The sequence below is a fragment of the Sphingomonas sp. J315 genome (assembly GCF_024666595.1).
GTDB lineage: Bacteria > Pseudomonadota > Alphaproteobacteria > Sphingomonadales > Sphingomonadaceae > Sphingomonas.
Genome location: NZ_CP088296.1, coordinates 490,942 through 513,439, shown reverse-complemented (window position 1 = coordinate 513,439; position 22,498 = coordinate 490,942). Strand labels below are relative to the sequence as shown.

23 protein-coding genes and 2 pseudogenes are annotated in these 22,498 nt (G+C 67.0%); 10 read left to right on the top strand and 15 right to left on the bottom strand.

From position 1 onward, the window contains the following. Positions 1-39: 39 nt before the first annotated feature. The 5 genes from LRS08_RS02775 to LRS08_RS02755 form a co-directional block, all read right to left on the bottom strand. Entirely contained in the window at positions 40-1,257 is a 1,218-nt protein-coding gene (locus LRS08_RS02775) for an FAD-dependent oxidoreductase (protein WP_257845002.1), read from the bottom strand. 142 nt (positions 1,258-1,399) lie between these two features. Further along, positions 1,400-2,302: a LysR family transcriptional regulator gene (locus tag LRS08_RS02770; protein WP_260481303.1), complete on the bottom strand. Its 903-nt coding sequence runs from the start codon at positions 2,300-2,302 to the stop codon at positions 1,400-1,402. A gap of 9 nt (positions 2,303-2,311) precedes the next feature. Then, positions 2,312-3,136, bottom strand: coding sequence for a phytanoyl-CoA dioxygenase family protein (locus tag LRS08_RS02765; protein WP_257845005.1), 825 nt, complete (start codon positions 3,134-3,136; stop codon positions 2,312-2,314). 54 nt (positions 3,137-3,190) lie between these two features. Further along, positions 3,191-3,358: a hypothetical protein gene (locus tag LRS08_RS02760; RefSeq protein WP_257845006.1), complete on the bottom strand. Its 168-nt coding sequence runs from the start codon at positions 3,356-3,358 to the stop codon at positions 3,191-3,193. Between the two features lie 51 nt (positions 3,359-3,409). After that, positions 3,410-3,688: a hypothetical protein gene (locus LRS08_RS02755; RefSeq protein ID WP_257845007.1), complete on the bottom strand. Its 279-nt coding sequence runs from the start codon at positions 3,686-3,688 to the stop codon at positions 3,410-3,412. Between the two features lie 207 nt (positions 3,689-3,895). On the opposite strand from LRS08_RS02755, the pseudogene LRS08_RS02750 reads away from it, so the two are divergent. The 4 genes and pseudogenes from LRS08_RS02750 to LRS08_RS02735 all read left to right on the top strand — a co-directional run bounded on the left by LRS08_RS02750 (position 3,896) and on the right by LRS08_RS02735 (position 7,486). Further along, positions 3,896-4,538 (top strand): annotated as a pseudogene (locus tag LRS08_RS02750) (cell cycle transcriptional regulator TrcR). Between the two features lie 80 nt (positions 4,539-4,618). Next, a complete protein-coding gene (locus tag LRS08_RS02745) occupies positions 4,619-5,716 on the top strand; it encodes an MBL fold metallo-hydrolase (RefSeq protein ID WP_257845009.1) in 1,098 nt (365 codons plus the stop codon). 167 nt (positions 5,717-5,883) lie between these two features. Further along, positions 5,884-6,744, top strand: a complete 861-nt coding sequence (locus LRS08_RS02740; RefSeq protein ID WP_257845010.1) for a dienelactone hydrolase family protein — start codon at positions 5,884-5,886, stop codon at positions 6,742-6,744. A 115-nt stretch (positions 6,745-6,859) separates the two neighbouring features. Continuing rightward, positions 6,860-7,486 (top strand): glutathione S-transferase family protein, encoded by a 627-nt coding sequence (locus LRS08_RS02735; RefSeq protein ID WP_257845011.1) that lies wholly within the window; start codon positions 6,860-6,862, stop codon positions 7,484-7,486. A gap of 37 nt (positions 7,487-7,523) precedes the next feature. On the opposite strand, the gene LRS08_RS02730 is transcribed toward LRS08_RS02735, so the two are convergent. The 3 genes and pseudogenes from LRS08_RS02730 to LRS08_RS02720 all read right to left on the bottom strand — a co-directional run bounded on the left by LRS08_RS02730 (position 7,524) and on the right by LRS08_RS02720 (position 10,788). Beyond that, the gene (locus LRS08_RS02730) at positions 7,524-9,269 is read right to left on the bottom strand and encodes an asparagine synthase C-terminal domain-containing protein (RefSeq protein ID WP_260481302.1); all 1,746 of its coding nucleotides are present in this window, start codon (positions 9,267-9,269) and stop codon (positions 7,524-7,526) included. A 17-nt stretch (positions 9,270-9,286) separates the two neighbouring features. Further along, positions 9,287-10,649, bottom strand: a pseudogene (locus tag LRS08_RS02725) (DUF5935 domain-containing protein). Continuing rightward, on the bottom strand, positions 10,642-10,788 hold the full coding sequence (locus tag LRS08_RS02720) for a hypothetical protein (protein ID WP_257845014.1): 147 nt from the start codon (positions 10,786-10,788) through the stop codon (positions 10,642-10,644). The pseudogene LRS08_RS02725 and the gene LRS08_RS02720 overlap by 8 nt, the downstream one beginning before the upstream one ends. A gap of 66 nt (positions 10,789-10,854) precedes the next feature. Between LRS08_RS02720 and LRS08_RS02715 the strand changes: the two genes are divergently transcribed. After that, positions 10,855-12,096 carry a TIGR04063 family PEP-CTERM/XrtA system glycosyltransferase gene (locus LRS08_RS02715; RefSeq protein WP_257845015.1) on the top strand — a complete coding sequence of 414 codons (1,242 nt, stop codon included), beginning with the start codon at positions 10,855-10,857 and terminating at the stop codon, positions 12,094-12,096. Further along, positions 12,066-12,989, top strand: coding sequence for a hypothetical protein (locus LRS08_RS02710; protein ID WP_257845016.1), 924 nt, complete (start codon positions 12,066-12,068; stop codon positions 12,987-12,989). Before LRS08_RS02715 ends, LRS08_RS02710 begins: the two co-directional genes overlap by 31 nt. Position 12,990: 1 nt before the next feature. Here LRS08_RS02710 and LRS08_RS02705 read toward each other — a convergent pair whose 3' ends face one another. Next, complete coding sequence (locus tag LRS08_RS02705; protein ID WP_257845017.1) at positions 12,991-13,305, bottom strand: hypothetical protein; 315 nt, start codon at positions 13,303-13,305, stop codon at positions 12,991-12,993. After that, complete coding sequence (locus tag LRS08_RS02700; protein ID WP_257845018.1) at positions 13,302-13,496, bottom strand: hypothetical protein; 195 nt, start codon at positions 13,494-13,496, stop codon at positions 13,302-13,304. Before LRS08_RS02700 ends, LRS08_RS02705 begins: the two co-directional genes overlap by 4 nt. A gap of 102 nt (positions 13,497-13,598) precedes the next feature. Here LRS08_RS02700 and LRS08_RS02695 point away from each other — a divergent pair, with 102 nt between their 5' ends. After that, positions 13,599-14,219 (top strand): S24 family peptidase, encoded by a 621-nt coding sequence (locus LRS08_RS02695; protein WP_260481301.1) that lies wholly within the window; start codon positions 13,599-13,601, stop codon positions 14,217-14,219. Between the two features lie 7 nt (positions 14,220-14,226). On the opposite strand, the gene LRS08_RS02690 is transcribed toward LRS08_RS02695, so the two are convergent. Together LRS08_RS02690 and LRS08_RS02685 are read right to left on the bottom strand one after the other, a co-directional pair. Next, entirely contained in the window at positions 14,227-15,000 is a 774-nt protein-coding gene (locus tag LRS08_RS02690; protein WP_257845020.1) for an energy transducer TonB, read from the bottom strand. 38 nt (positions 15,001-15,038) lie between these two features. Next, a complete protein-coding gene (locus tag LRS08_RS02685; RefSeq protein WP_257845021.1) occupies positions 15,039-15,224 on the bottom strand; it encodes a hypothetical protein in 186 nt (61 codons plus the stop codon). A 180-nt stretch (positions 15,225-15,404) separates the two neighbouring features. Here LRS08_RS02685 and LRS08_RS02680 point away from each other — a divergent pair, with 180 nt between their 5' ends. From LRS08_RS02680 to LRS08_RS02670, 3 genes are all read left to right on the top strand, one after another. Then, complete coding sequence (locus LRS08_RS02680) at positions 15,405-15,617, top strand: hypothetical protein (protein WP_224923392.1); 213 nt, start codon at positions 15,405-15,407, stop codon at positions 15,615-15,617. A 143-nt stretch (positions 15,618-15,760) separates the two neighbouring features. Further along, positions 15,761-17,440: an SLC13 family permease gene (locus LRS08_RS02675; protein ID WP_260481636.1), complete on the top strand. Its 1,680-nt coding sequence runs from the start codon at positions 15,761-15,763 to the stop codon at positions 17,438-17,440. Between the two features lie 56 nt (positions 17,441-17,496). Further along, entirely contained in the window at positions 17,497-17,847 is a 351-nt protein-coding gene (locus LRS08_RS02670) for a zf-TFIIB domain-containing protein (RefSeq protein ID WP_257845022.1), read from the top strand. Between the two features lie 108 nt (positions 17,848-17,955). Here LRS08_RS02670 and LRS08_RS02665 read toward each other — a convergent pair whose 3' ends face one another. The 3 genes from LRS08_RS02665 to LRS08_RS02655 form a co-directional block, all read right to left on the bottom strand. Next, the gene (locus LRS08_RS02665) at positions 17,956-19,380 is read right to left on the bottom strand and encodes an aldehyde dehydrogenase family protein (RefSeq protein ID WP_260481300.1); all 1,425 of its coding nucleotides are present in this window, start codon (positions 19,378-19,380) and stop codon (positions 17,956-17,958) included. Between the two features lie 88 nt (positions 19,381-19,468). Continuing rightward, positions 19,469-20,764 carry a M20/M25/M40 family metallo-hydrolase gene (locus tag LRS08_RS02660; protein ID WP_257845023.1) on the bottom strand — a complete coding sequence of 432 codons (1,296 nt, stop codon included), beginning with the start codon at positions 20,762-20,764 and terminating at the stop codon, positions 19,469-19,471. Between the two features lie 241 nt (positions 20,765-21,005). Continuing rightward, positions 21,006-22,451 carry a purple acid phosphatase family protein gene (locus LRS08_RS02655; RefSeq protein ID WP_257845024.1) on the bottom strand — a complete coding sequence of 482 codons (1,446 nt, stop codon included), beginning with the start codon at positions 22,449-22,451 and terminating at the stop codon, positions 21,006-21,008. Between the last annotated feature and the right edge of the window lie 47 nt (positions 22,452-22,498).

The window sequence follows — 22,498 nt, the reverse complement described above, 5'->3', positions numbered from 1 at the left end:
TGAGTTTTGTTCTTTCGTGCCCTGGCGTCTGACGCGCCTTCAGCCCCTCTCTTCGATGATCTCCGCGACGCGCTCCGCGCTGCCTGCGGCGTAGGTCCAGCCCAGAGCGCCATGCCCTGTCGCAGCGATCACGCCCGGCGCGATGGTCCGGGTGATCGGAAGCGAATTGGGGGTCATCGGTCGCAGGCCGGCCCAGCTCGATTCGATTTGTTCATAGTCCGCCGCCTGAGGCAAGGCCGCGCGGGCGCTGTCGACCAGCACGCGCAGCCGTGCCGGTTCGACCCGCGTGTCCCGCTCGCCGAGCTCGGCCAGGCCGGCGATCCGCATACGGTTGCCGATACGGGCGAAGACCACGCGGTTGGCGACATCGGTGATGCTGATGCTCGGCGCGGCGGGGCCGGGCGCAAGGGTGATCGAATAGCCCTTCATCGGCTGAATCGGCAGGCGCACGCCAAGTTGGCGCGCGAGCCGCGCGGAGCCGGTACCCGCGGCGAGGATGATGCGATCGGCACCGACGCGGGTTCCGTCGCTGGTGATCAGCGCAGGACCGGAGCCATTGGCGATGATCCGGTCGATGCCAGTGCCCATCATCGAGCTGCCGCCCGCGCGCAGAAGCGCTTCATGCGCGCTGACGCAGAAGCGATGGGGGTCGCCGACCTCCTCGCCACGGGTCAGCAGCGCGCCGACGATGGAATCGCGCACCGGCGCGAGCATCGGCTCGGCGGCGACGGCAGCATCGGGGTCCAGGATCGTCTGGTCGATGCCGTGCGCTGCCTTGAACGCGGCCATTTCCTGCGCCCCCGCGAAGGACGCTTCGCTGCGGTAGAGATGGATCTTGCCCGGCGCGCCGTGACCGAAGTCGAGCCGGTGGCGCGCGGCAAGCCCCGCCAGTGCCGCACGCGACCGGGCAGCAAGGTCGAGCCCGGCAAGGGTGTTGCGGCGGAAGCGCGCGGCGGTGCCGTTGCGCAGGAAGGCAAGGCCCCACGCGATGAAGTCCGGATCGAGCCGCAGATGGAAGCGCAGCGCGCGATCGAGACCGAGCAGCACTCGCGGTATCTGTGCCAGCGTGGCGGGGCTCGCGAGCGCATCGGTATAGCCATAGCTGAGCTGCGCGCCGTTCGCGAAGGAGGTGCCGAGGCCCGGTCCCTTGGCACTATCGATCACCGTGACGCGGTGGCCGCGTTCGGCAAGCGTCAGCGCCGTGGCCATGCCGACCACCCCCGCGCCCAGCACGATCACCTCACGTGGGTCGGTCATGCCGCCAGCCATGTGTTGCGGTCGAACAGCGTGCATCTCCCCCTGGATACGATTGGATCGACATTCCAATCGCGTTCCCAGATGCGACATTAAAGTGCGCCCCGCCGCGGAAAACCGCGCAATCGCTGCGATAGGTATAGATTTAGGTTATGGCTTTCGCGCGATTATCCTCGAGAACCTGTTCGAAGGTGCGCAGGAAAGCGCGGGCGGCGCGCGACGGCTGGCGCTCCTCCAGCGTCACCCAGGAAATGGTGAACCGCAGCGGCGGGCTGGTCGGTCGCCAGGTGAAGCCCGGCGCGCGCCAGGCTCGTGCAGTAAATTCGTCGATCACGGTGACCCCGCGTTCAAGCTGGGCGAGGCGGGCGGCGATGAAGAAGGTCTGGACCGACACGGTTTCGCGGAACGTGATGCCGCGCGCGCGCGCCGCTTCGGTCAGTACCGCGCCGATCGGGCCGGCGGCGGCGACGCCGATGACGTCGCGGTCGGCGAGTTGTTCGAGCGGGAAACGCGCGCCCGGATCGGGGAACATGCCATCCGGATACTGCACCACCAGTTCGCCCTCTGCCATCACCTCTCGCGCCAGCCGGGGATGGGGCGGCGGAGTGTAGGCGATGGCGAGATCCAGCTCACGCTCGATCAGCGAGCGCAGCAGATCGTCATGGTGGTGCGTGTGCACCTCGAACGTGACACGCGGCCAGTCGCGCCGGAACAGCGCCATTGCCTGGGGCACCATGTCGAGCGCGAGACTGGGGACGATGCCGAGCCGGATATGTCCGCCGCCCGAATGCGACAGGTTGCGCGCAGTGATCTGCAGCGTGCCGAGCCGATCGAACAGGTCGCCCGCCTCACGCATCAGCGCATGCGCCTCGTCAGTGGGGATCAGGCGACCGCGCGACAGCTGAAACAGGCGGAAGCCCAGATTGTCCTCGGCATGATGCAGGGTCTTTGACACCGAAGGCTGTGAGACGCCGAGTGCGCGCGCGGCGGCACTGATCGAGCCGTGCTGGTAGACGGCGTGGACGATTTCGAGCTGGCGCAGGCGCATCAGGCAGGGTCAGACATAATGGGGTTCGGGCTTTTCGTGCAGGGCTTCGTAATGGACCAAAGCGGGTTCGGGGCCAAGCGGGACAGGGCGACCGTCGCGGAACGCCCATTCGCCGCGATCGCAGTCCTCCGCGCGGACATAGCCGTTGATGTAGAAGCGACGCTGGTGGTCGGCGGTGTTGCGGCCCGATCCGTGGACCAGATAGGGGCTCCACATCGCGATGTCGCCGGGCGCGAGTTCGAGGTCGACGACGCTGGCGGGATCGATGCCCGCGTCGCGCAGCGCATGGTCGGTCATTTCGTTGCCCAGCACTTCGATATCGGTGTCGAGATCGAGCGGCCCGGCGCGGTGGCTGTTCGGAATCATCCGCATTGCGCCGCTGTCGCGGGTGTGCGGATCGATCGCAAGGCCGGTCTGGATGTAGGAATCGCCGAGGTTGCGATAGGCGGCGTCAGGTTTGCGGAAGCGCGAGTCCTGATGCCAGGCGAAGTCGCCGCGCGACCCCGGTGCCTTCCAGTGAAGCTGGTTGATGATCTGTTTGAGATCGCCGCCGATCAGCGGCCCGAGCAATGCGACCCAGCGCGGATCGAGCCGGACGGAATCGAGCACCGCATTATGGTAGGACGGCCATTGCACCATCCGCACCAGCGGATCGCCGTCGGCATCGGGTGCGATATTGTAGAACAGGTTGCCGTGCCGGAAGCTGCGGCCATGTGCGACACCCTCGGCATGGACGGCGTCGATCGCGGCACCGATCCGTGCCACCTCATCGGGTGAAAAGACGCCGCGGACAATGGCATAGCCGTTTGTCCGATACTGGGCGACATGATCCATGCGGGCCTCCGCTACGCGCTACGCGCACGAGGCTTTCACCGGATCGGAGGTCCGTCAACCCGTTGGCGGGGTCGTTTCCGGCGCGGGTTCGGCGGCATTTGCGTCGAGCAGGTCGGCGGCTGCGTTGAGCTGGGCCGCTTCGTCGGACGAGACACCGGTGGTGTCGTCAGTGCCGCCGCATGCTGCGAGCAGCGCGAGTGGCAGCAGGGCGATGGCGCGCATGATTCCCCCGGAATTGCGCGGGGCCGTCATTGCGACGGCCCCGGCTGGTCTTCAGTTCTTGTCGAGTTCGTCTTCGGCGGCATCGGCAGCATTGCCGACCCGGTCCGCGCCCTCGCCGATCGCCGCGCCTGCACGGTCGGCGGCGTTTTCGGCCGTATCCAGCGCACTGTCGGTTGCGGCCTCGACATCGGCGGCGGCTTCGCTCATCGTCGCATTGGCGTCCGCGCCGATCGCCTCGGCGGCTTCGGCAGTCTCGTTCTGCGCCTTGTCGCTGCACGCGGCGAGGCCAAGCGCGGCGACGGCGGCGAGCGGAAGAAGGGCCTTTTTCATGGAATTTCCTCTCTGAAACTTCGGGTCGTTCCGGGCAGGACGCCCGAAGCGAAACTAGGTTCCGTTTCGGAGGAGGGCAATCGCGCATCGACCGGGGCCAAAATGCTTGCCTCAGCGCCCCCATGCGCCTAAATCCAGCCTGTAGTCGGCCGCCCGTGGAGGGCGGCCCTTATTGTTTCTGGAGACTTTGACGTGGCTCAGCCGCTCATGCCGCATGCGACCGCTTCCTGGCTGGTCGACAACACCGCGCTCAGCTTTGAGCAGATTGCCGAGTTCTGCGGGCTGCACATCCTGGAGGTGCAGGCGATCGCCGACGACACCGCCACGACCAAGCTGACGGGTCGCGATCCCGTCCGCGCGCACGAACTGGCGCTGGAAGAGATCGAAAAGGGTCAGGCAGACCCCGATTATCGTCTGAAGATGATGAAGGGCCCCGACCAGATTCGCCGTACCAAGGGTCCGCGCTACACGCCGGTGTCCAAGCGCGCCGACAAGCCCGACGGCATCGCATGGATCATCCGCAACCATCCGGAAATCAGCGACGGCGCGATCGGCAAGCTGATCGGCACCACGCGCACGACGATCGCCGCGATCCGCGACCGCACCCATTGGAACATCTCCAACATCACCCCCCAAGGATCCGGTGACGCTGGGGCTGACCAGCCAGCGCGAGCTGGATTCGGCGGTGGCCAAGGCGGCGAAGGCGGCGGGGATCGAGGCCCCGGTCGACACCAGGCTGGAGGGCGATCGCGAGGCGTTGCTGGAACAGCTGCGCGCCGAGCGCGAGGCGGCGTCGCGCGACGCCACGCCCGGGGTCGAGCTGGACCGGGATACGCTGTTCAAGAGCTGATCGGTCGGTTTTTCGGTTTTACGGTATTGTGACGGCGCGTGGACTCGACAAGCGGGTCCCGCGCCGTCAATGTTTCGGGTATGGCCGACCCTGCCGTTTCCCCTGACATCTCGCTGACGCAGGACGAAAGCTTCGTCGCGACCAGCCATCGTGGGCTGACCTATCCGCTGGGCGAGCGAACGCCGGCGGTGGGCGAGGCGATTGCGGTCGCTCCGGGCGTCCACTGGGTACGCATCCCGATGCTCGGGCCGCTCGACCATATCAATTGCTGGCTGGTCGCCGATGGCGATGCGACGACGATCGTCGACACCGGCCTGAATGTGCCGCCTTCGGTTGACGCATGGCGTGCGCTGTTCGACGCGGAGCCGCTGACGGAGCGGCCGCCGGGCCGGGTGATCTGCACCCATTTCCATCCCGACCATATCGGCCTGGCGGGATGGCTGGCGCGCAAGTTCGATGCGCCGCTGTGGATGACGCGGGGCGAGTGGCTGATGGGGCGGCTGCTGACCGCCGATGTGCGCGATGCGGTCCCAGACGAGCAGATCGCCTTCTGGCGCGCGGCGGGATGGGATGACGAACAGATTGCGGCGGCCAGTGCCAAGGGATTTGGCCAGTTTCGCCGGATGGTCGCGCCGATGCCGCTCGGCTATCGCCGGATCGTCGATGGCGAGACGATCGCGATCGGCGGCGGGATCTGGCGGGTGGTGGTCGGGTCGGGGCATTGCCCGGAACATGCGTGCCTGTGGAACGAGGCCGATGGCGTGCTGATCGCGGGGGACCAGGTGCTGCCGCGGATCAGCTCCAACGTGTCGCTCGGCGTGACCGAGCCGGAAGGCGATCCGCTGGGCGAGTGGTTGGCATCGATCGAGAATCTGCTCGAACTCGCCGATGACCTGCTGGTTCTGCCCGCGCATGGCGCCCCGTTCACCGGCCTGCACGCGCGGCTGGCGGCGCTGCGTGACGAGCATCGCAAGCGGCTCGACATATTGGCCGAGCATCTGGTCGAGCCGCGCCGTGCGGTCGATTGTTTCGGGCGGATGTTTCGACGGACGATTACCGGCGACATGCTGGGCCTCGCGACCGGCGAAACGCTGGCGCATCTGCGGCGGCTTGAGGTCGAAGGGCGAGCGGTGCGCGAGGTGCGCGAGGGCGTGTGGTGGTATCGCGCCTCAGCTTGAGCTTTGCTGGTTCGGCACCGGCCCGCTCCCCCACCCGGCCACCCATAAAATACTGACGTTGGGTGGCCGGGTGGGGGAGCGGGCCGAAGCCGCGCGGTTTCAGTGTAACTGAAACCGACTCTGGTTTAGCCTTCGTTGCCGGGGACGCGAATCTGGAGAGCGATGCGATGTGCGACGATCTGACCAACGCCGATAACGAGAAGCTGATGAAGGGCGTCAGCCGCCGCGAGTTCGGCGCGATGGCGGGCGCGGCGGGGCTTGCCGCACTGCTGCCCGCACCGGCGAACGCCAAGGAGGTGAAGGGCCGCGATGTGACCTTTGCGACGCCCGACGGAACCGCGGATGGCTATTTCGCCGCGCCGACCAGCGGGAAGCATCCCGCGGTGCTGGTGTGGCCCGATGTAATGGGCATGCGCCCCGCGTTCCGACAGATGGGCGAGCGGCTGGCGCAATCGGGCTTTGCGGTGCTGACGGTCAACCCCTTCTACCGATCGGTGAAGGGACAGTTCCTGCAGCCTGGCGAAAGCTATGCCGACCCGGCGGTGCGGGCGAAGATCGGGCCGTGGCGCGCGCTGCTGACCCCCGATGCGGTGGTGCGCGATGCGACGGCCTATGTCGCCTGGCTCGACGCGCAGAAGGAAGTGAACGTCAAGCGCGGGGTGGGGACCACCGGCTATTGCATGGGCGGGCCGTTCACCATGCGCACTGCCGCCGCGCTGCCCCATCGGGTGCGCGGTGGGGCATCGTTCCATGGCGGCGGGATCGGCAGCGACCGGCCGGACAGCCCGCATCTGCTGGTGCCCAAGATGAAGGCGCGCTTCCTGTTCGCGGTCGCCGAAAATGACGACAAGCGCAATCCGGGCGAGAAGGAACTGGTGCGCAAAGCGTTTGCGGACGCGGGGCTGAAGGCGGAGATCGAGGTCTATCCGGCGATGCACGGTTGGTGCCCGCCCGACAGTCAGGTTTACGACCAGGTTCAGGCGGAGAAGGCGTGGGCCCGGTTGCTGGCGACGTTCAAGGCGCTTTGATCGGGCTTCAGCTTTGCTGAAACGGGAGCGGGCTGGCCCCGCAACGACAAAAGGCGCTTGACCTCCGGGTCGAATGAGTTCCTAATTTGTTCTCAATCGACTCGGAGGGACGACGATGGCGATCACGCTCTATACGAACCCGATGTCGCGCGGCCGGATCGCGCGCTGGGCGCTCGAGGAGGTCGGCGCCGACTATGACATCGTGACGGTCGACTGGCGCAACAAGACGGCCGAGTTTTTGGCCGTCAACCCGATGGGGAAGGTGCCGACGATCGTCCATGACGGCGTGGTGGTGACCGAATGCGCGGCGATCTGCGCCTATCTGGCCGATGCCTTTCCGGCGGCCAGGCTCGCCCCGCCGGTCGACGCGCGTGGCGCCTATTATCGCTGGCTGTTCTTCGCCGCCGGGCCGCTGGAACAGGCGGTGACGAGCAAGGCGATGGGGTGGAGCGCCGACGCCGATCCGCAGAAGCAGGGGATGCTGGGCTTCGGCAATTTCGACCGGACGATCGACACGCTGGAGGATGCGGTGACGGCAGCGGGCGACGGCTGGCTGGCGGCGGATCACTTCACTGCGGCGGACCTGTATGTCGGGGCGCATCTGAGCTGGGGCACGCAGTTCGGGACGATCCCGAAACGCGATGCGTTCGTCGCCTTCGTCGAACGGGTGCAGGGCCGCGATGCGGCGATCCGGGCGAATGCGAAGGACGACGCGCTGATGGCGGAGTTGCAGCCGGCGTGAGGACTTTGTGCTCCTGCCTGCGCAGGAGCGCCGAGGGTTACCCCACTACCCGCGACCCCAGCCGGGCGGCGAGATATTCGAGGTTGGCGACGCGGCGCCACACCGCGCTGTCGGTGATGGCGTCGGGGTTGAAGAAGCTACGCATCGCCGGGAAGTCGAGGTCGATGACGCGGCGCATATAGTCGGCGCTCATCGCGCCGCCATGTTCGTCGCCCATCGGACCAAGGCGGCGGCGCAGCGCGTAGCTGTGGCGGCGGAGCCAGACCGGGCGGATCCGGGTCAGCCATTCGGTGCGGCGGTGCGCCAGGCTGGGCGGGCCGGTAAAGTCGTGGCCGTAAGCGGAGGGCTGGGCGGCGAGGACCGGGTCGATCGCATTGAGCAACGCAGCCTCGAACCGCCCGGCATATTTGAGCGGCATCGGGAGCGTCATCGCCTCCGCCACGACGCGATGGTCGAGAAAGGGCATGAGATAGGGGCTGAACCGCGCCTCAAGGCTGATCTCGCGACCAAACAAGGCGCGACAGCGGATGCGGGGGTAGATCTGCTCAACGCGGTTGCGTGCGAGCTTGCCGGTTGCATCAGGCGGGGCGAGCGATGCGCTGATCTTGCCGGAGATGGCGTCGATGAAGCCGCGCGGGTCGAAGCGGTCGGTGGCGTCGGCGGAGGTGAAGCGCGCGAAGAAGGTCTGCGCGATATCGTGCGCGGTGAAGCGGCGGTCGGGGAGGTAGAAGAAATTGCGGTAGATCTCGCCACAGCCCCCCGACACGGCGAGCGCGCCATCGGCGTGGCGGGCCAGCTGCGCCGTGCCGTTGGTGCCGTTGTCGAAGATGTTCCCGAAGGTCGGGAGCCCGTCATATTGGCGGTAGTTGCGATCGACCAGATCGGCGAAGGCGTCGGGCGGGACGGTACCGTCCTCCTTGTCGAGCCATTCGATCGGGAAGCCGAGCGTGTCGCCGATCTGCCGGGCGATCACGACATCCTCATCGTCCGGCACGCCGTAGACATAGACGTGCGGGGCGCAGCCGCGATTGCGCAGCGCGGCGAGGACGAGGCGCGAGTCGAGCCCGCCCGACAGCGGCGCGCGGACATTGCCGCCCAGCGCGTCGACATGCGCGCCGACGATTCCGAGCAGCCGGTCGCGGTGGCGCGCGATGCGGTCGGGCAGCGCATCATTGCTGGGCACGACGGGCAGGGGCTTGGCAACGGAATGTCGCACGGTACCGGTCGCGGTCAGCTCGACGACGCTGTTGGGGGACAGCGTCCTGAGCTGTTCGAACACCGTGTCGTCGCCGACCGGCATGACGTTGAAGACGAGTTCGTACACGCCCTGCGCATCGAAGCTGAGGCGCGGGAGGGCGCGGGCGGCGGCGAGGAAGGCGGTGGCGAAGACGCGGTCGTCGGTATCGTGGAACAGCTGGAAGGCGGAGAAATAGTCGCCGAACAGGAAATTGCGGCCATTGCGGCGGACCAACGCGACGAACTGGCCGCCGAGGCGATCCCAGTCGAGCGCGAGCGGGTCCATGTCGAGCAAGGCGGCGAGGGCTGCGTCGCCCATCTTGCCGTCGGCGACCAGGGTACCGGCGACCGCGACGAGATCGTCTCCGCGCTGGAGGATAGCGGGCGGTCCAGCGATGATGTGGCCAGCGTGGAGCAGCGTCCAGCCGGGCAGGCCCAGTTCCGAAGGCTCGGGGAACCCCTGTTCCGAAAGGACTGCCCGTGCCTCGGCCAGCGCGGTCTGCGCGAAGCGCGGGTCGTCGTTCCGGACGAGAAACAGGCTGGCCATGACCGCTTCCTAACCGATCATGCCGTCGCAGGCGCGGGTGAAACGCGCGGCTTGCCCATCGGGCGGATGCCTTCCTCGGCACGCTTCCGCGCGAGATAGGTGTCGAGCCCGATCTGCGCACCGACCAGCATGTAGACGAACGGGTTGAGCGCGATGCCGACGAACAGCGACCCGAACAGATAGATGATGTGCCCATGCTGAAGCGCGGTGGCGAGCGGGGCGATCCATGCCTTGTCCGGGGGGACATCGCGGTAGCGGCGGCGCAGCACCTCCATGCGCAAAATGCCCCCCAGATGGATCATCAGCCAGAGGATGAAGCCGGGCCAGCCCTGTTCGCCGAGCATCTCGAAAAAGGCCGAGTGATAGGCGCGTGCCTTGTCGATTTCGGGCGTGCGAACGACGGTCTGGTTGGGGCCGTCACCGACGATCGAGACCTTGTCGTATTTGATCTCATTCTGGCGGTAGGCTTCGAACCCGCCACCCATCGGGTGAGTCTTGACGTAGTCCCAGGTCCATTTCCAAACCTCGATCCTGGTCGACGCGGAGGCATCGGCCCGATAGGTCTGGATCGTTCCCATCCGCTCGGTGAAGGCGGTGGGCAGGAAGGGAATGGCCGCGATGCCGAGGAAGCCGGCGGCGGCGACGTAGAGGATGCGCCGCTTGACGTCGCGCAGCATCAGCACCGCGAGCAGGCCGGCACAGACCAGTCCGGTGCGCGCCTGGGTCCCGATCGGCATCAGCAGGCAGGCGAAGATCAGCGCGTAGCCGAAAGTTTTCACCCGCCAGTCTGGGGGGGAAGATCGTGCCATATTTGGTGAACCAGAGGATCAGCGGGATCAGGCAAATCGATACGGCGGAGATGATACTGCCTTCGAACAGGCCCGAGTTGTTGTCGACGATCAGCTTGAGCTGGCCATAGCCGCCGCCGCCCAATGCGGTCTTGACCCCGCCCGCGATGATGATCGTCGCGACCGACAGGAGCATGAACAGCAACAGCGCCTCGATCCGCAATCGCGTGCGCAGCGTGAGGGGCAAGAAGATCGCGAAGGCCAATGCCTTCCACACCCAGTCCCATTTGAACGCCGCGTCGATCGGGAAATCGGCGTTGACCGTGGTGTAGTAGCACCAGCCCAGCAAGGCGAGCATCAGCCCCTGGCGCGGCGCGACGCGCATATCGCGCTTGTCGTCCATCGCCGCCCAGGACAGCACCGCGAACGCCACCGCCATTGCCGAAATCGGAAAGGCGTTGAGCAGGAAATAGCTCATCCGCTGGGGCGAGACGATGTCGATATAGACATAGGCGAGCACGAACAGGAACGGCCGGCGCAGGCCGAGCGCGAAGATCGCTCCGAGGAACGCGATGAAGGCAAGATCACGCACCGGGGCGTTTCCAGCTGCGCCTGGGCGGCGGGGGCTTGCCATCGAGGCTGTCGTCATCGACTGCGGGGCTGTTCATCAGACGCCAGGCGACGATGAGCAGCAGCCCGTGGGTCAGCGCGAGAACCAGCGTGTCGATCATGGTGGAATGGCCATATCCGCATCCGGTTGACGGGCCGTTAAGTGATCGCGTGGCATTGGGGCGGGCATGCGGATCCTGCACGTCCTCGACCATTCGCTGCCGCTGCACAGCGGCTACACCTTTCGCACGCGCGCGATCTTGAAGGCGCAGATGGCGCGCGGCTGGACCGTCGCCGGGGTGACCGGGACGCGATACCATACTGGCGATGCGCCATTCGAGACGCTCGACGGGATCGATTTTCACCGCACGAAGCAGATGCGGCGTCTGCCGCCGGTCGTGGGCGAGCTGGCCGAGATCGCGGCGTTTGCGCGGCGGATCGGGGAGGTGGTCGAGCGGTTTCGGCCCGATATCCTGCATGCACATTCGCCGGTGATCGACCCGCTCGCAGCAATGCGCGCGGCGAAACGCTATGGCTTGCCTTTGCTCTACGAAATCCGCGCCTTCTGGGAGGATGCGGCGGTCGGCAATGGCACCGGGACGGAAGGGTCGGCCAAGTATCGCGCGATCCGCGGGCTGGAGACCTGGGCGGCGCGGCGCGTGGATGCGGTGGCGGTGATCTGCGAAGGGCTGAAACGCGACCTGATCGCGCGCGGGATCGACGCGGGCAAGATCATGGTGTCGCCCAATGGCGTGGACCTGCATCTGTTCGGCGAACCCGCCCCGCGCGACGAAGTGCTGGCGGCGCAGCTGGGGCTGGATGGGGCCGACACGATCGGCTTTATCGGAAGCTTCTATGACTATGAGGGACTGGACGATCTGATCGCGGCGATGCCGGCCTTGCTGGCGCAGCGGCCCAGGGCGCGGCTGGTGATGGTCGGCGGCGGGCCGATGGAGCAGGCGCTGCGCGCTCAGGCGGCGGCGTCGAGCGCTGCCCACGCGATCCATTTCGTGGGGCGCGTTCCGCATGAACAGGTCGAGCGCTATTATTCGCTGATCGATCTGCTGGTTTATCCCCGCAAGCACATGCGGCTGACCGATCTGGTGACGCCGTTGAAGCCGATCGAGGCGATGGCGCAGCACCGGCTGGTCGCGGCGTCGGATGTCGGCGGGCATCGCGAGCTGATTCTGCATGGCGATACGGGGACGCTGTTCCCGCCCGACGATCCGGCAGCGCTGGCGGCGGCGGTGGCAGGGGTGTTCGCCGATCGATCCGGCTGGGACGCGCAGCGGGAACGCGCGCGGCGCTGGGTCGAGACCGAGCGTAACTGGTCGTCAAACATTTCACGCTACGAACCTGTTTACCAAAGATTGATCGACGCCCGATCACGGGAATCCAAATGGTTGCGTACACCCTCGTTCAACGTCTGACCCCCAATGCGGCGCTCGCGATCGCCGGTGGTGCGGGCGTGTGCGCGGTGTTGGCGAGCCTGATTCTGCCCGGCGCGCTGCTGGAGGACATGGTGCTCTCCAGCGGGATCGCGGCGTTCGTTCCTGCGGCCGAGCCGCCGCTGGGAACCACCGCGCGGCTGTGCATCGGCCTGTTTGCAGGTGGCCTGATCGCGCTGGTCGCGTGGATGGGGCTGTCGGCGCTGATGGCCTGGATCGATTCGCGCGATGCGGACGGGCCGGAGGGCGAGCGCCGCCCGACCGTGCGCCGCGCCGACGCGCATCCCGACGCGCGCCCGCGCGTGCCGCTGCGCGCCAGCGATCTGGAGGTGCCGGTCTATGGCCGCGTGCCTGTCGCTGAGCCGGTCGTCGAAGAGATCCTCGACCTGGAGGAGGAAGCGCTGCCCGAAGAGCCAGTGATTGCGCTGGGCGCGCCGTCCGAGGGGCGGGCATTCCATGCGCCGCTGCCCGAGGTGCAGGAGCTGCCGGTCGATCTGAACCAGCCGCTATCTGCGTTCGATCCGTCGGCGATTCCCGCCGTGCCGATCGCCCCGCCGCCGCCGGTGCGCCCGCTCCGCCGCCACGCGCCGCGCCTGCCGATCTATGACGAGGGCGAGCGGTTCGAGACGTTCGAACTGACCCCGCCGGTGCGGCCGGCTGCGACGCCGATGCCGCTTCCAGTGCCTGACCCGGAGCCTTCGCCCGCGCCCCCGATCGCGGCACCCCAGACCGATGCGAGCGTTCACGCGCTGCTCGACCGACTGGAAAAGGGGCTGGGCAAATTCGCCCCGCCGCCGCCCGAGCCGGTTGCGGACCCCAGGCAGAAGCTGGAGGACACGCTGTCCGAGCTGCGCCGGATGGCGATGCGGGCGTAACTCAGCTTTCCTCCACCGTCAGCACGCCGATCCGGAGTTCGACGCGGTCGCCAACGCGCGTGCGCGCTTCGACCGTCAGATCCGCGACCAGGTGGCTGCGCAGCGTGAACTCCGCCTCTGGCAGGGTCGCGATCCAGTCGTCGAGAGCCGGGGAGGGGACAGCGGAGAGGAGCAGGTCGTGGCGCGCGCCGGCAAAGGTTGCGCTTGCCCAGCGGGTCCAGCCCGCCGAGACGATCGACAGCTCAATCCCCGCGTCGGCCGCGTGACGGAGCAGCGCACGTTCGAGCAGCACGCCTGCATCGGGACCGCGGCTCATCGTGCGGCCCCCGGACCGGCGGGGTTGCGCGCCAGTTGTGCCTCGATCCACGCGCAGAGTTCCGGACCTGGGTCACGGCCGTTGCGCAGATCGTCCACGAGCCGCGGATCGTTGACCGCCAGCCGCCCGAATTTGGTGCGCGGCATGTCGTAGCGCCGCAGATACCGTTCGATCTTTCCCAAAATCGCCATTGCCTTTCCTCGACTCGCGGGGCCGCTCCCCGACTCATATGTTCTTTAAATGTTCTCATTTCCAACTTGTCTAGGAAAAATCCTGCGGCTATGGATGCGATCATGGACTCAGGAGATCAGCGGCGCGCGTTGGAGCAGGCGGCGGCGGCGCGGGGGGAGTCGCTGGCGGCGTTGTCGCGGCTGATCGGGCGCAATGCGGCCTATCTTCAGCAGTTCGTGACGCGGGGCAGCCCGCGCGTGCTGGCGGAGGCAGACCGGCGGCGGCTCGCACGTTATCTGGGCGTCGCCGATGCGGCGCTGGGCGGGCCGGTCGCGGAGGGGCTGGTCGCGGTGGCGCGGGTGGATGCGGGCGCGGCGGCAGGGCGCGGGCGGGTGGTGGAGAGCGAGCGGATCAGCCCGCTGCTGCTCGACCCCGCGCTGCTGCGGAGACTGGGGGTGCGCGCGGACATGGCCTCGACCGTCCGTGTCGAAGGCGCGTCGATGGAGCCGACCTTGTGCGACGGCGACGAGATCCTGGTCGACGGCGCACGCCGCATGCCGGGGCCGCGTCCGGCGATCCATGTCTTTCGCCGCGACGGGATGCTGGCGGTCAAGCGGCTAAGGCTGATGGGGGGCGAGGTCGAACTGGCCAGCGACAACCCCGATTACGGGCGCGAGATCGTACCCGTGCGCGCGATCGAGGTGGTCGGGCGGGTGGTTTGGATGCACCGCGCGCTGGTGTGAGGACGGGTCAGCGGGACTTCCAGCTAAAGCGATAGGTAATGCGACTGCGGATCGGCTTGCCCTCGGCATCCCTGGCGGGCCGAAACTTGGCGCGCGCCTTGATGATGAGACAGGATTGGGCATCAAGCGTCGCCACGCCGCTCGCTTTCTCGACGAGACAGTCCTTAACCGAACCCGCTTCGTCGATCAGTAGCGAAACTGCGGTCGACCCGTCGCGTCCCTCAATGCTTGCCTGGCGGGGATAGTCGCGCGCGGTGACGTAGCGGTCTGGCGTCAACAGCGCGACTGCCTTGGTGCCGATCCGCGCCTGCCCCGCCTCGTCCACGTTCCAGTGGCTCCGCAAGTCGCGATTGCACGTGTCCATCGCCGCCGCCGCCGCCGCAAAGCCAAGTGTCGAGAGCTCGAGAGCGAGCTTGCGACCCTCGATCTGAAGCGCAGGCTCCTTGGCGAGACGGTCGAAATCGGCGCGCGCGATGTTGATCCAGTAGACTTCTAGACCAGACCCCTTGGGCGTAAAGGTCAGCGCGGTCGTCTTGAGATCGCCGACGGTCACGTTGAAATGGGCGGCGTTCTGATACGATCCCTTGCGCGATAGCATCATGTGAATGACGCCACCGTCGATCGAGGGCTTGAAGACAAAGGTCGTCGGCTTCGCCGGATCCCCATATTTCTGATGCGCGGCGCAGTGGGTCTCACCCCAGTCGACCGTCCATTTTCCGTTTGGCGGCAGCGGATCGGTGGGCGTGGCAATCGCGACGGCGGCGAGAAAAATCTCGAGCATTCCGGCTACCTTGCACGGGCAGGTCACGTCCGCAAGTGTCAGCGGCTGCCGCGCATCCGGTCGATCAGCGCGACGATCAGCAGCAGCACGATCCCGACGCCAAGGCCGGCGAGGAAACCGATCGAGGGCTGGCTCATCCGAACGCCGATGACGGTGCCGACGACCAGCGAGAGGGCGAGAAGCGCGCCGCCGGCGATGGGGGCGGGTTTGGGGGAACGGCTCATGCCCCGCGCCATGCCACGTCCCGCGACGGGACGCCACCGTCCCGGTTCGGCACGGGCGATACGGGGCGGAGAGGCATGGTTGACGGAGATTCACCCTCGCGACCCGCAGTGCTGCGCGGATCGGGCAATGCTGGCACGCGCGATGCGTGCGTGCGCGTGAGCTCTAGTCAAGGATTCTCGATGTCGCCCATCCCCTACCTCGCCGACCGCGCCCATGTGTTCGACGCCGCGGACCTGATCCGCGCATTTGGCGACGATGCGGGGCTGGAAGCGGCGGCGCGCGCGGACAAGTTCCGCGACCTGGGCAACCACATCAATTTCTGTCGCTGGCGCCAGATCGAGCGGCTGATCGTCCTGATGAGCGTGAACCGCGCCGTGGGCACTGTGCACTAAATCAGGCAACCACCGCGCCCTCGCCGCGTTGAGCGGGCATGGGGGCGTTATGACATTGCCGCAGATCCTGTCCGTCACCGTCCTGATCGGGATGATGGCGCTGTTTCTGTGGGGGGCGGTTCCGCTACGACGTCGTTGCGGTGATGGCGCTTCTCGCGGCGGTCGCGGCCGGGATTGTGAAGCCTGACGACGCCTTTTCCGGCTTTTCGGACGATATCGTCATCATCGTGGGTTCGGCGCTGGTGCTGTCGGGCGCGGTGCAGCGATCGGGCGTGGTCGAACGGCTGATGCGGCACTTGCAGAAGCGGGTGACGCGGGTCCGCTCGCAACTGCTGTTGCTTTCTGCCAGCGTCGGGTTCGGATCGGCCCTGGTCAAGAATATCGGCGCGCTGGCGATGATGATGCCCGCCGCATTCCAGATGGCAAAGAAGTCGAACAGTTCGCCCAGCGTCTTCCTGATGCCGATGGCCTTCGCCTCGCTGCTCGGGGGACTGATCACCCTGATCGGCACTTCGCCCAACATCATCGTCAGCCGGGTGCGCGAGGAGATGACCGGCGAGCCGTTCGGCATGTTCGACTATGCACCCGTCGGGATCGGGCTGACGCTGGTCGGGCTCGTCTTTCTGCGCTTCGGCTATCGTCTGCTGCCCGCCGACCGGCGCGCCGCACCGACAATGGGCGAGGCGCTCGACATCCATGACTATGCGACCGAGGCGAAGATCGTCGAACAATCGGCACCCAATGGCGAGCGGGTCGCTGACTTTATCGAGCGACACGAACAGGAGGTGACGATCACCATGTTCCTGCGCGATGGCGTGCGCGCGACGCCCCTCGCCGATACGGTGCTGCACGAGGGCGATATCCTGATCCTGGGCGGACCCCCCGACAGCCTGGAGCGGGTGATCGCGCGCGACAAGCTGGACTTTGTCGGCACGAGCGAGGCGCCCGAAAGCCCGGAAGGCGAGGAGATCGGCGTGATCGAGGCGGTGGTCTCCGCCGGGTCACCGCTGGTCGGCGGCACGGCGGGGTCGCTGATGCTGCGCCAGCGCTATGGCATCAACCTGATCGCGGTGTCGCGCCAGGGCGAACGGATCGTCCGGCGCATGCCCAATGTCGTGTTCCGCGCGGGCGACGTGGTGGTGCTGCAGGGGCCGCTCGGCATCCTGCCCCAGACGCTGAACGAACTGGGCGCATTGCCGCTGGCGGAGCGCGAATTGCGGCTGGGAAGCGTGCGCAAGGGGCTGTTGCCGATCGCGGTACTCGCGGTCGCGATGGCGGCGACGGCGACCGGGGCGGTGCCCGTGACGATCGCCTTTTTCGCGGCGGCTGCGGCGGTCGTGCTGTTCGGCGCGCTGCCGCTGCGTGACGCCTATGACCATGTCGAATGGCCGATCCTGATCATGCTGGGCGCGCTGATCCCGGTCAGCGATACGCTGCGCTCGACGGGGGTGACCGAGCTGATCGGCCAGTGGCTGTCGGTGACGGCCGCGACCTTGCCGCCGTGGGGCGCGGTCGCGCTGATCATGGCGGCGGCGATGGCGGTGACGCCGTTCCTCAACAACGCGGCGACGGTGCTGGTGATGGCACCGATCGCGGCGACGTTCGCGGGCGACCTGGGGCTGCGACCGGAGGCATTCCTGATGGCGACTGCAGTGGGGGCGGGGTGCGATTTCCTCACCCCGATCGGGCACCAGTGCAACACGCTGGTGATGGGGCCGGGCGGGTATCGGTTCAGCGACTATGCGCGGCTGGGGGCACCGCTGTCGCTGATCGTGCTGATCGTGGGGCCGCCGCTGATCCTGTGGTTTTGGCCGGTCGCCTAGTTGTAGCGACAGCGCGACGTCCCTAGCTCGGATCCGGAACCTGTAGAGGAGAGATCATGCGTACCCCAGAAGCCGTTGCCGGAATGCTTTGCCCCGTGTGCAAGACCGGGCTTCATATGAGCGACCGGCAGGGGATCGAGATCGATTACTGCCCGCAGTGCCGGGGCATCTGGCTGGATCGCGGCGAGCTGGACAAGATCATCGAGCGCAGCGGCGCGGGGGAGGCTCCGGTCGCACCACGGGCTCCGCAATCGCCCCAGCCGCCGCAGGCTAGCCCCTGGCCGCAGCAGGGCGGCGGCTATCCGCAGCAGCAGGGCTATGGCGGCGGATATGGCCATCAGGGCCACGATCCGCGCTATTACAAGCACAAGCGCAAGAAGAGCTTTCTGGAAGAGCTGTTCGACTGAGGCGGCGGACCTTGTGCTCCTGCCAAGGCAGGAGCCCAGGGTTTCGAAGGGAACCGCGCGCGGCTCTGGGCTCCTGCTTTCGCAGGAGCCCAGAATTGCGTCTGCGCGCTAACCCAGCGCGCCGACCAGCGACTTCACTTCCATGAATTCCGCCAGGCCGTATTTGCCGTGCTCGCGGCCATTGCCGCTCTGCTTGTAGCCGCCGAAGGGCAGGTCGGGGTTGGGCTGGCCGCCATTGATATAGACCATGCCGGCGCGCAGGCGTGGCGCGACGCGCTTGACCGCTTCGGGGGAGCCGAACACCACCGCCGACAGGCCATAATCGGTGTCGTTGGCGATGCGAACGGCGTCTTCCTCGGTCTCATAGGGGATGATCGTGACGACCGGGCCGAAGATTTCCTCGCGCGCGATGGTCATGTCGTTGCCGACGCCGGAAAACAGGGTCGGCTTGACGAAATAGCCGGTCTCGATCCCGTCGGGTCGGCCGGGACCTCCGGTTTCCAGCGTCGCGCCCTCCTCCATTCCCTTGCGAATCAGGCCCTGAATCTTCTCCCACTGCGCCTTGTTGACCACCGGGCCGAGATGCCGGCCTTCCTCGGCGGGATTGCCGCAGGTGGTGGCCTTCATCATCTCCGACGCGGCGGCGGCGGCTTCCTTCTCCAGCGCGGCGGGGACGAGCAGGCGCGCGGGGGCGATGCAGCTCTGGCCCGAGTTCATCAGCACGCTGAACAGCGTCCCCTTGACCGCGGCGCCGACATCCGCGCCTTCAAGCATCAGCGAGGGGGACTTGCCGCCCAGTTCCTGATGGACGCGCTTGACCGTGTCAGCAGCGTTCTTGGCGACCGCGATCCCCGCGCGGGTCGATCCGGTGAAGCTCACCATGTCGACATCCTTGTGCCGCGACAGCGCGGTGCCGACACCGGGACCATCGCCATTGACGAGGTTGAACACGCCCGCCGGCACGCCCGCCGCGTCCATCACCTCGGCAAAGATCGCGGCGCAGCTCGGTGCTTCCTCGCTGGGCTTCAAAATCATCGTGCAGCCAGCGGCGAGCGCGGGAGCCACCTTCGACACGATCTGGTTGAGCGGCCAGTTCCACGGCGTGATCATCGCGACGACGCCGATCGGCTCGTGGACGACGAGGCTGTTGCCGACCTGCTCCTCGAACTGGAATTCCTTGAGCGCGCGCGCGGCGGACATCAGGTGACCGATGCCCGATCCGACCTGCGCGGTCCTGGCGAGGCTGAGCGGCGCGCCCATCTCGGCGCTGATCGCCAGTGCCATGTCCTCGGTGCGCTTCTTATACTCCTCCAGCACCCGCTCGATCAACGCGAGCCGCTCCTCGACGCTGGTGCGTCCGAAACTCTCGAACGCGGCCCTGGCTGCGGCGACCGCCTTGTCGACATCGGCCTGCGACCCGAGGGTGATTTCGGTGGTGGCAGATTCTATAGCTGGATCAATAACTTGATGGCGGGTTCCGCCTTCGCTTTCGATCCATTGGCCGCCGATATAGTGGTTGAGATAGCTGCGCATCCTCGCCTCCGGGAATTTGAGTATCGGGTATGGTCGCTATGTGGCGAGCGGCGGCACGGGTTGCAACCTGAAACCGACTCGCCGCAGGTCAGGGACGCCTCTCCCGGCTGAGCCGAGTGATGAATGCGGCGCTGCGCAATGCCTGGAGCGGGATCGAGGTGAGATCGACCCATTCGCCCTCTGCATGCGCGTTGCCGCCGGCGACGCCGAGACCCGCCAGCGTATCGACATCGGCGGCAACGAAGGCGCTGTCGGCGGCACCGCGGCGGGCGGGGTCCATCTCGGCCATTTCGGGGAGCTTGAGGTCGCGGTTCACCGCGTTGAGCTTGGCCAGCAGCGCGCGGTTGCCGTCGGTCGGGGCCATCGGCGGATAGCCCTCCTGGAAATCGAGCTTCGCGGTGGTGCCGGGCAGATTCTTTGCCGTGATCGCGATCATCGCCGCCCGGGTCTTTGCCTCCTGCTCCGGGGTCAGCGCGCGCAGGTCGCCGCGCGCCACCGCCTCGGCCGCGACGATGTTGGTCTTGCCGCCCGCACTTACCTGATAATTGTTGTCGGCAAGGGTCGCGGGAGTGCCGGCGGCCATTACGCCGACGTTGAAGGTGAGGTTCGGCTCTGGAAGGGTGCGGCGGAATTCGTCCAAGATGCGGGCGAGTTCATAGGCCGCACCATAGCCCAGCGTGGCGTTGAACACGCCGCTGCTGTGCCCGGTCTTGCCGGTGGTGCGCAGCGTCCAGTTGGTCGAACTGCGCCGCGCGATCGTGCCGGTATCCTTGCCCTCGTCGCGCGCGAGATTTTCATATTCCAGTGCGACATCGGCCCATTTTCCTGCGGCGATCAGGTCGCGGCGGGCGACGGCGAGCGGGGCGCCGGTGCGCTCCTCGTCGCCGGTCAGGACGATCTTGATATCCGCGTTCTTGAGCGTCCCCGCCGCCTGCATCGCACGCATCGCGGCGACGATGACGACGATCCCGCCCTTGTCGTCGCCGATGCCGGGGCCGGTGGCGCGGTCGCCGTCACGGACGAATTTCTGGAAGGGTGATTCCGGCTCGAACACCGTGTCGAGATGCGCGATCAGCAGGATGCGCTTGCCCTTGCCGCTACCCGTGTGGGTCGCGACCAGATGCCCGGCACGGCCCGTTTCCTTCATGTCGATCCACTCGACGGCAAAGCCCAGCGGCTCCAGCTCGGCGCGGACCATGGCACCGACCTTGGTCACGCCATCGATGTTGAGCGAACCGCTATTCTGGTTGACCAGCTTCTCCAGCAGCGCGACGTGGCGGTCGGTCTCTGCGGTAATCGTTGCCGCCATCTTGCTTTCGGCAGGGGTCTGCGCGGTGGCGGGGAGGGCGGCGAGGAGCGCGAGCGGCGCGAGGAGCTTCAGCATGGCGATACCCTAACGTACGTGCGGCGAAAGGGAATGGCGCAGTGCGGTTTTCGCCGTTTCGAATGTGCGGTATCGAATCGCTGTTGGAGCGCGAAATTGAACGAAGCGAACATGTCGCGGCACAATGCGCCGCCGGTCTCAACTGGGGTGTCGCATTGCGCCGCGAAATGTCCTGTCAGTAGAATTTAAGCGACGCCAAACGCCGACTTGATGTCCGCTCAGGCGACGAACGTATTTTCGATCAGTCCTTGAACCCGGCGACGCACTTCCCGCCGTCCGGGCCGATCGTCTGGCTGCCGCCTGCATCGCGCGGGCCGGAGCAGAAGCGTTCGGCGATCTTCGGCTCGGCGATCTCGCTCAGCCGGTTGCGGCCGTCGGCGCCCTTGGCCAGATCGAACCCGTCATAGAGCTTGCCCGACGCGGTGAAGGTGCGGAATTTGAGATTGCCGCCGTCGACGTCGACGATCTGGTAGAGTTCGGTCGCCTCGGCGGTGCGGTCGGGCTGGGTGCGGGCGCGGGTGTTGAGGCCGTACATCTTCGATCCGGTGACCGAGACGAGATAGACCGGCCCCTGGATCGATCCGTCCGCGCGCGCCCTGGCGCTGGCCTCGCGGCCCGCCTCGCTGGTCAGGCGGGCGTAGCAATGGTCGTGGCCCTGCAGGACGAGATCGACCCTGCGCGCCTCGAACACCGGCTTCCACGCCGCCTTGATCTTGGCGGTGTCCTTGGGCCGGGCGCAGGTGAAGACCGGCTGGTGGAACAGCACGACGTTCCACTTCGCCTTGCTCGATGCGAGCGTCGCGTCGAGCCACGCCGTCTGCTGCTGCATCGAGCCCAGGTCGATCGCCGCCGTGCCGTCGAGCACGATGAAGCGCACGCCCTGATAATCGACGAAATAGGTGGTCGCCTCGACCGGATCGGTGCCGTTTTTCGGCAGCGCGAACTGGGCGTGCCAATAGGGGCCGAGCACGCGGCTTTCGGTGCCGTCGGGCGCGATCAGGTCGGCATATTCATGGTTGCCCGTCGCCGGAAGCTGCGGGACGCTGGCGTAATTATAGCCGCCCGCCTGGTTCCACTCGCCCCATTCATCGTCATGGTCGAGATCGTCGCGCTGGCCGACCAGATCGCCGGCATGGACGGTCAGGCGGATGTCGCCATGGCCGAGGAACGCCTGGCGGATCACGCGGCTGGCATAAGTGAGGATGCCGTTCTGAACGTCGCCGAGATAGAGGAAGCGAAACGGTCTCGCCTCGGCTGCTGCGGTGCGGAACTGATACCATTCGCTCCAGCCGGCCGCACCCTTGACGCGATAGGCATAGACGGTGTCGGGCGTCAGGTCGGTGAAGCGGAGCTGGTGGTAGAAAGCGCGGCCATAGCTGCTGTCGATCGGCATGGTGATGCCGCTGACGGTCCGGGCCTTTTCCTCAAGCGTCGGGCCGTCGACCGAGACCGCGATCTGCGCCTGTGCGGTCGTCTGCACGGTGTCGGTGCGGAAGGCGACCGCCATCTCGCGCGACGGATCGGCGCCGGGGGTCAGGACGATGCGGTCGGCCAGGTTGCGCGGCGCATAGGGCTTGCCCGGCGAACGGGGGATGGGGGCGCCATCCTCCGTCGTCGTCGGGATCGCGAAGCCGGTTGTCCGGGGCAGCGGGGCCGCTGCCTGTTGCGCCAGTGCCCCGTGGCTCACGGCCGCGACCAGCGCGACCGTGAGGGGAAGGGCGAGTGCCCGGATCT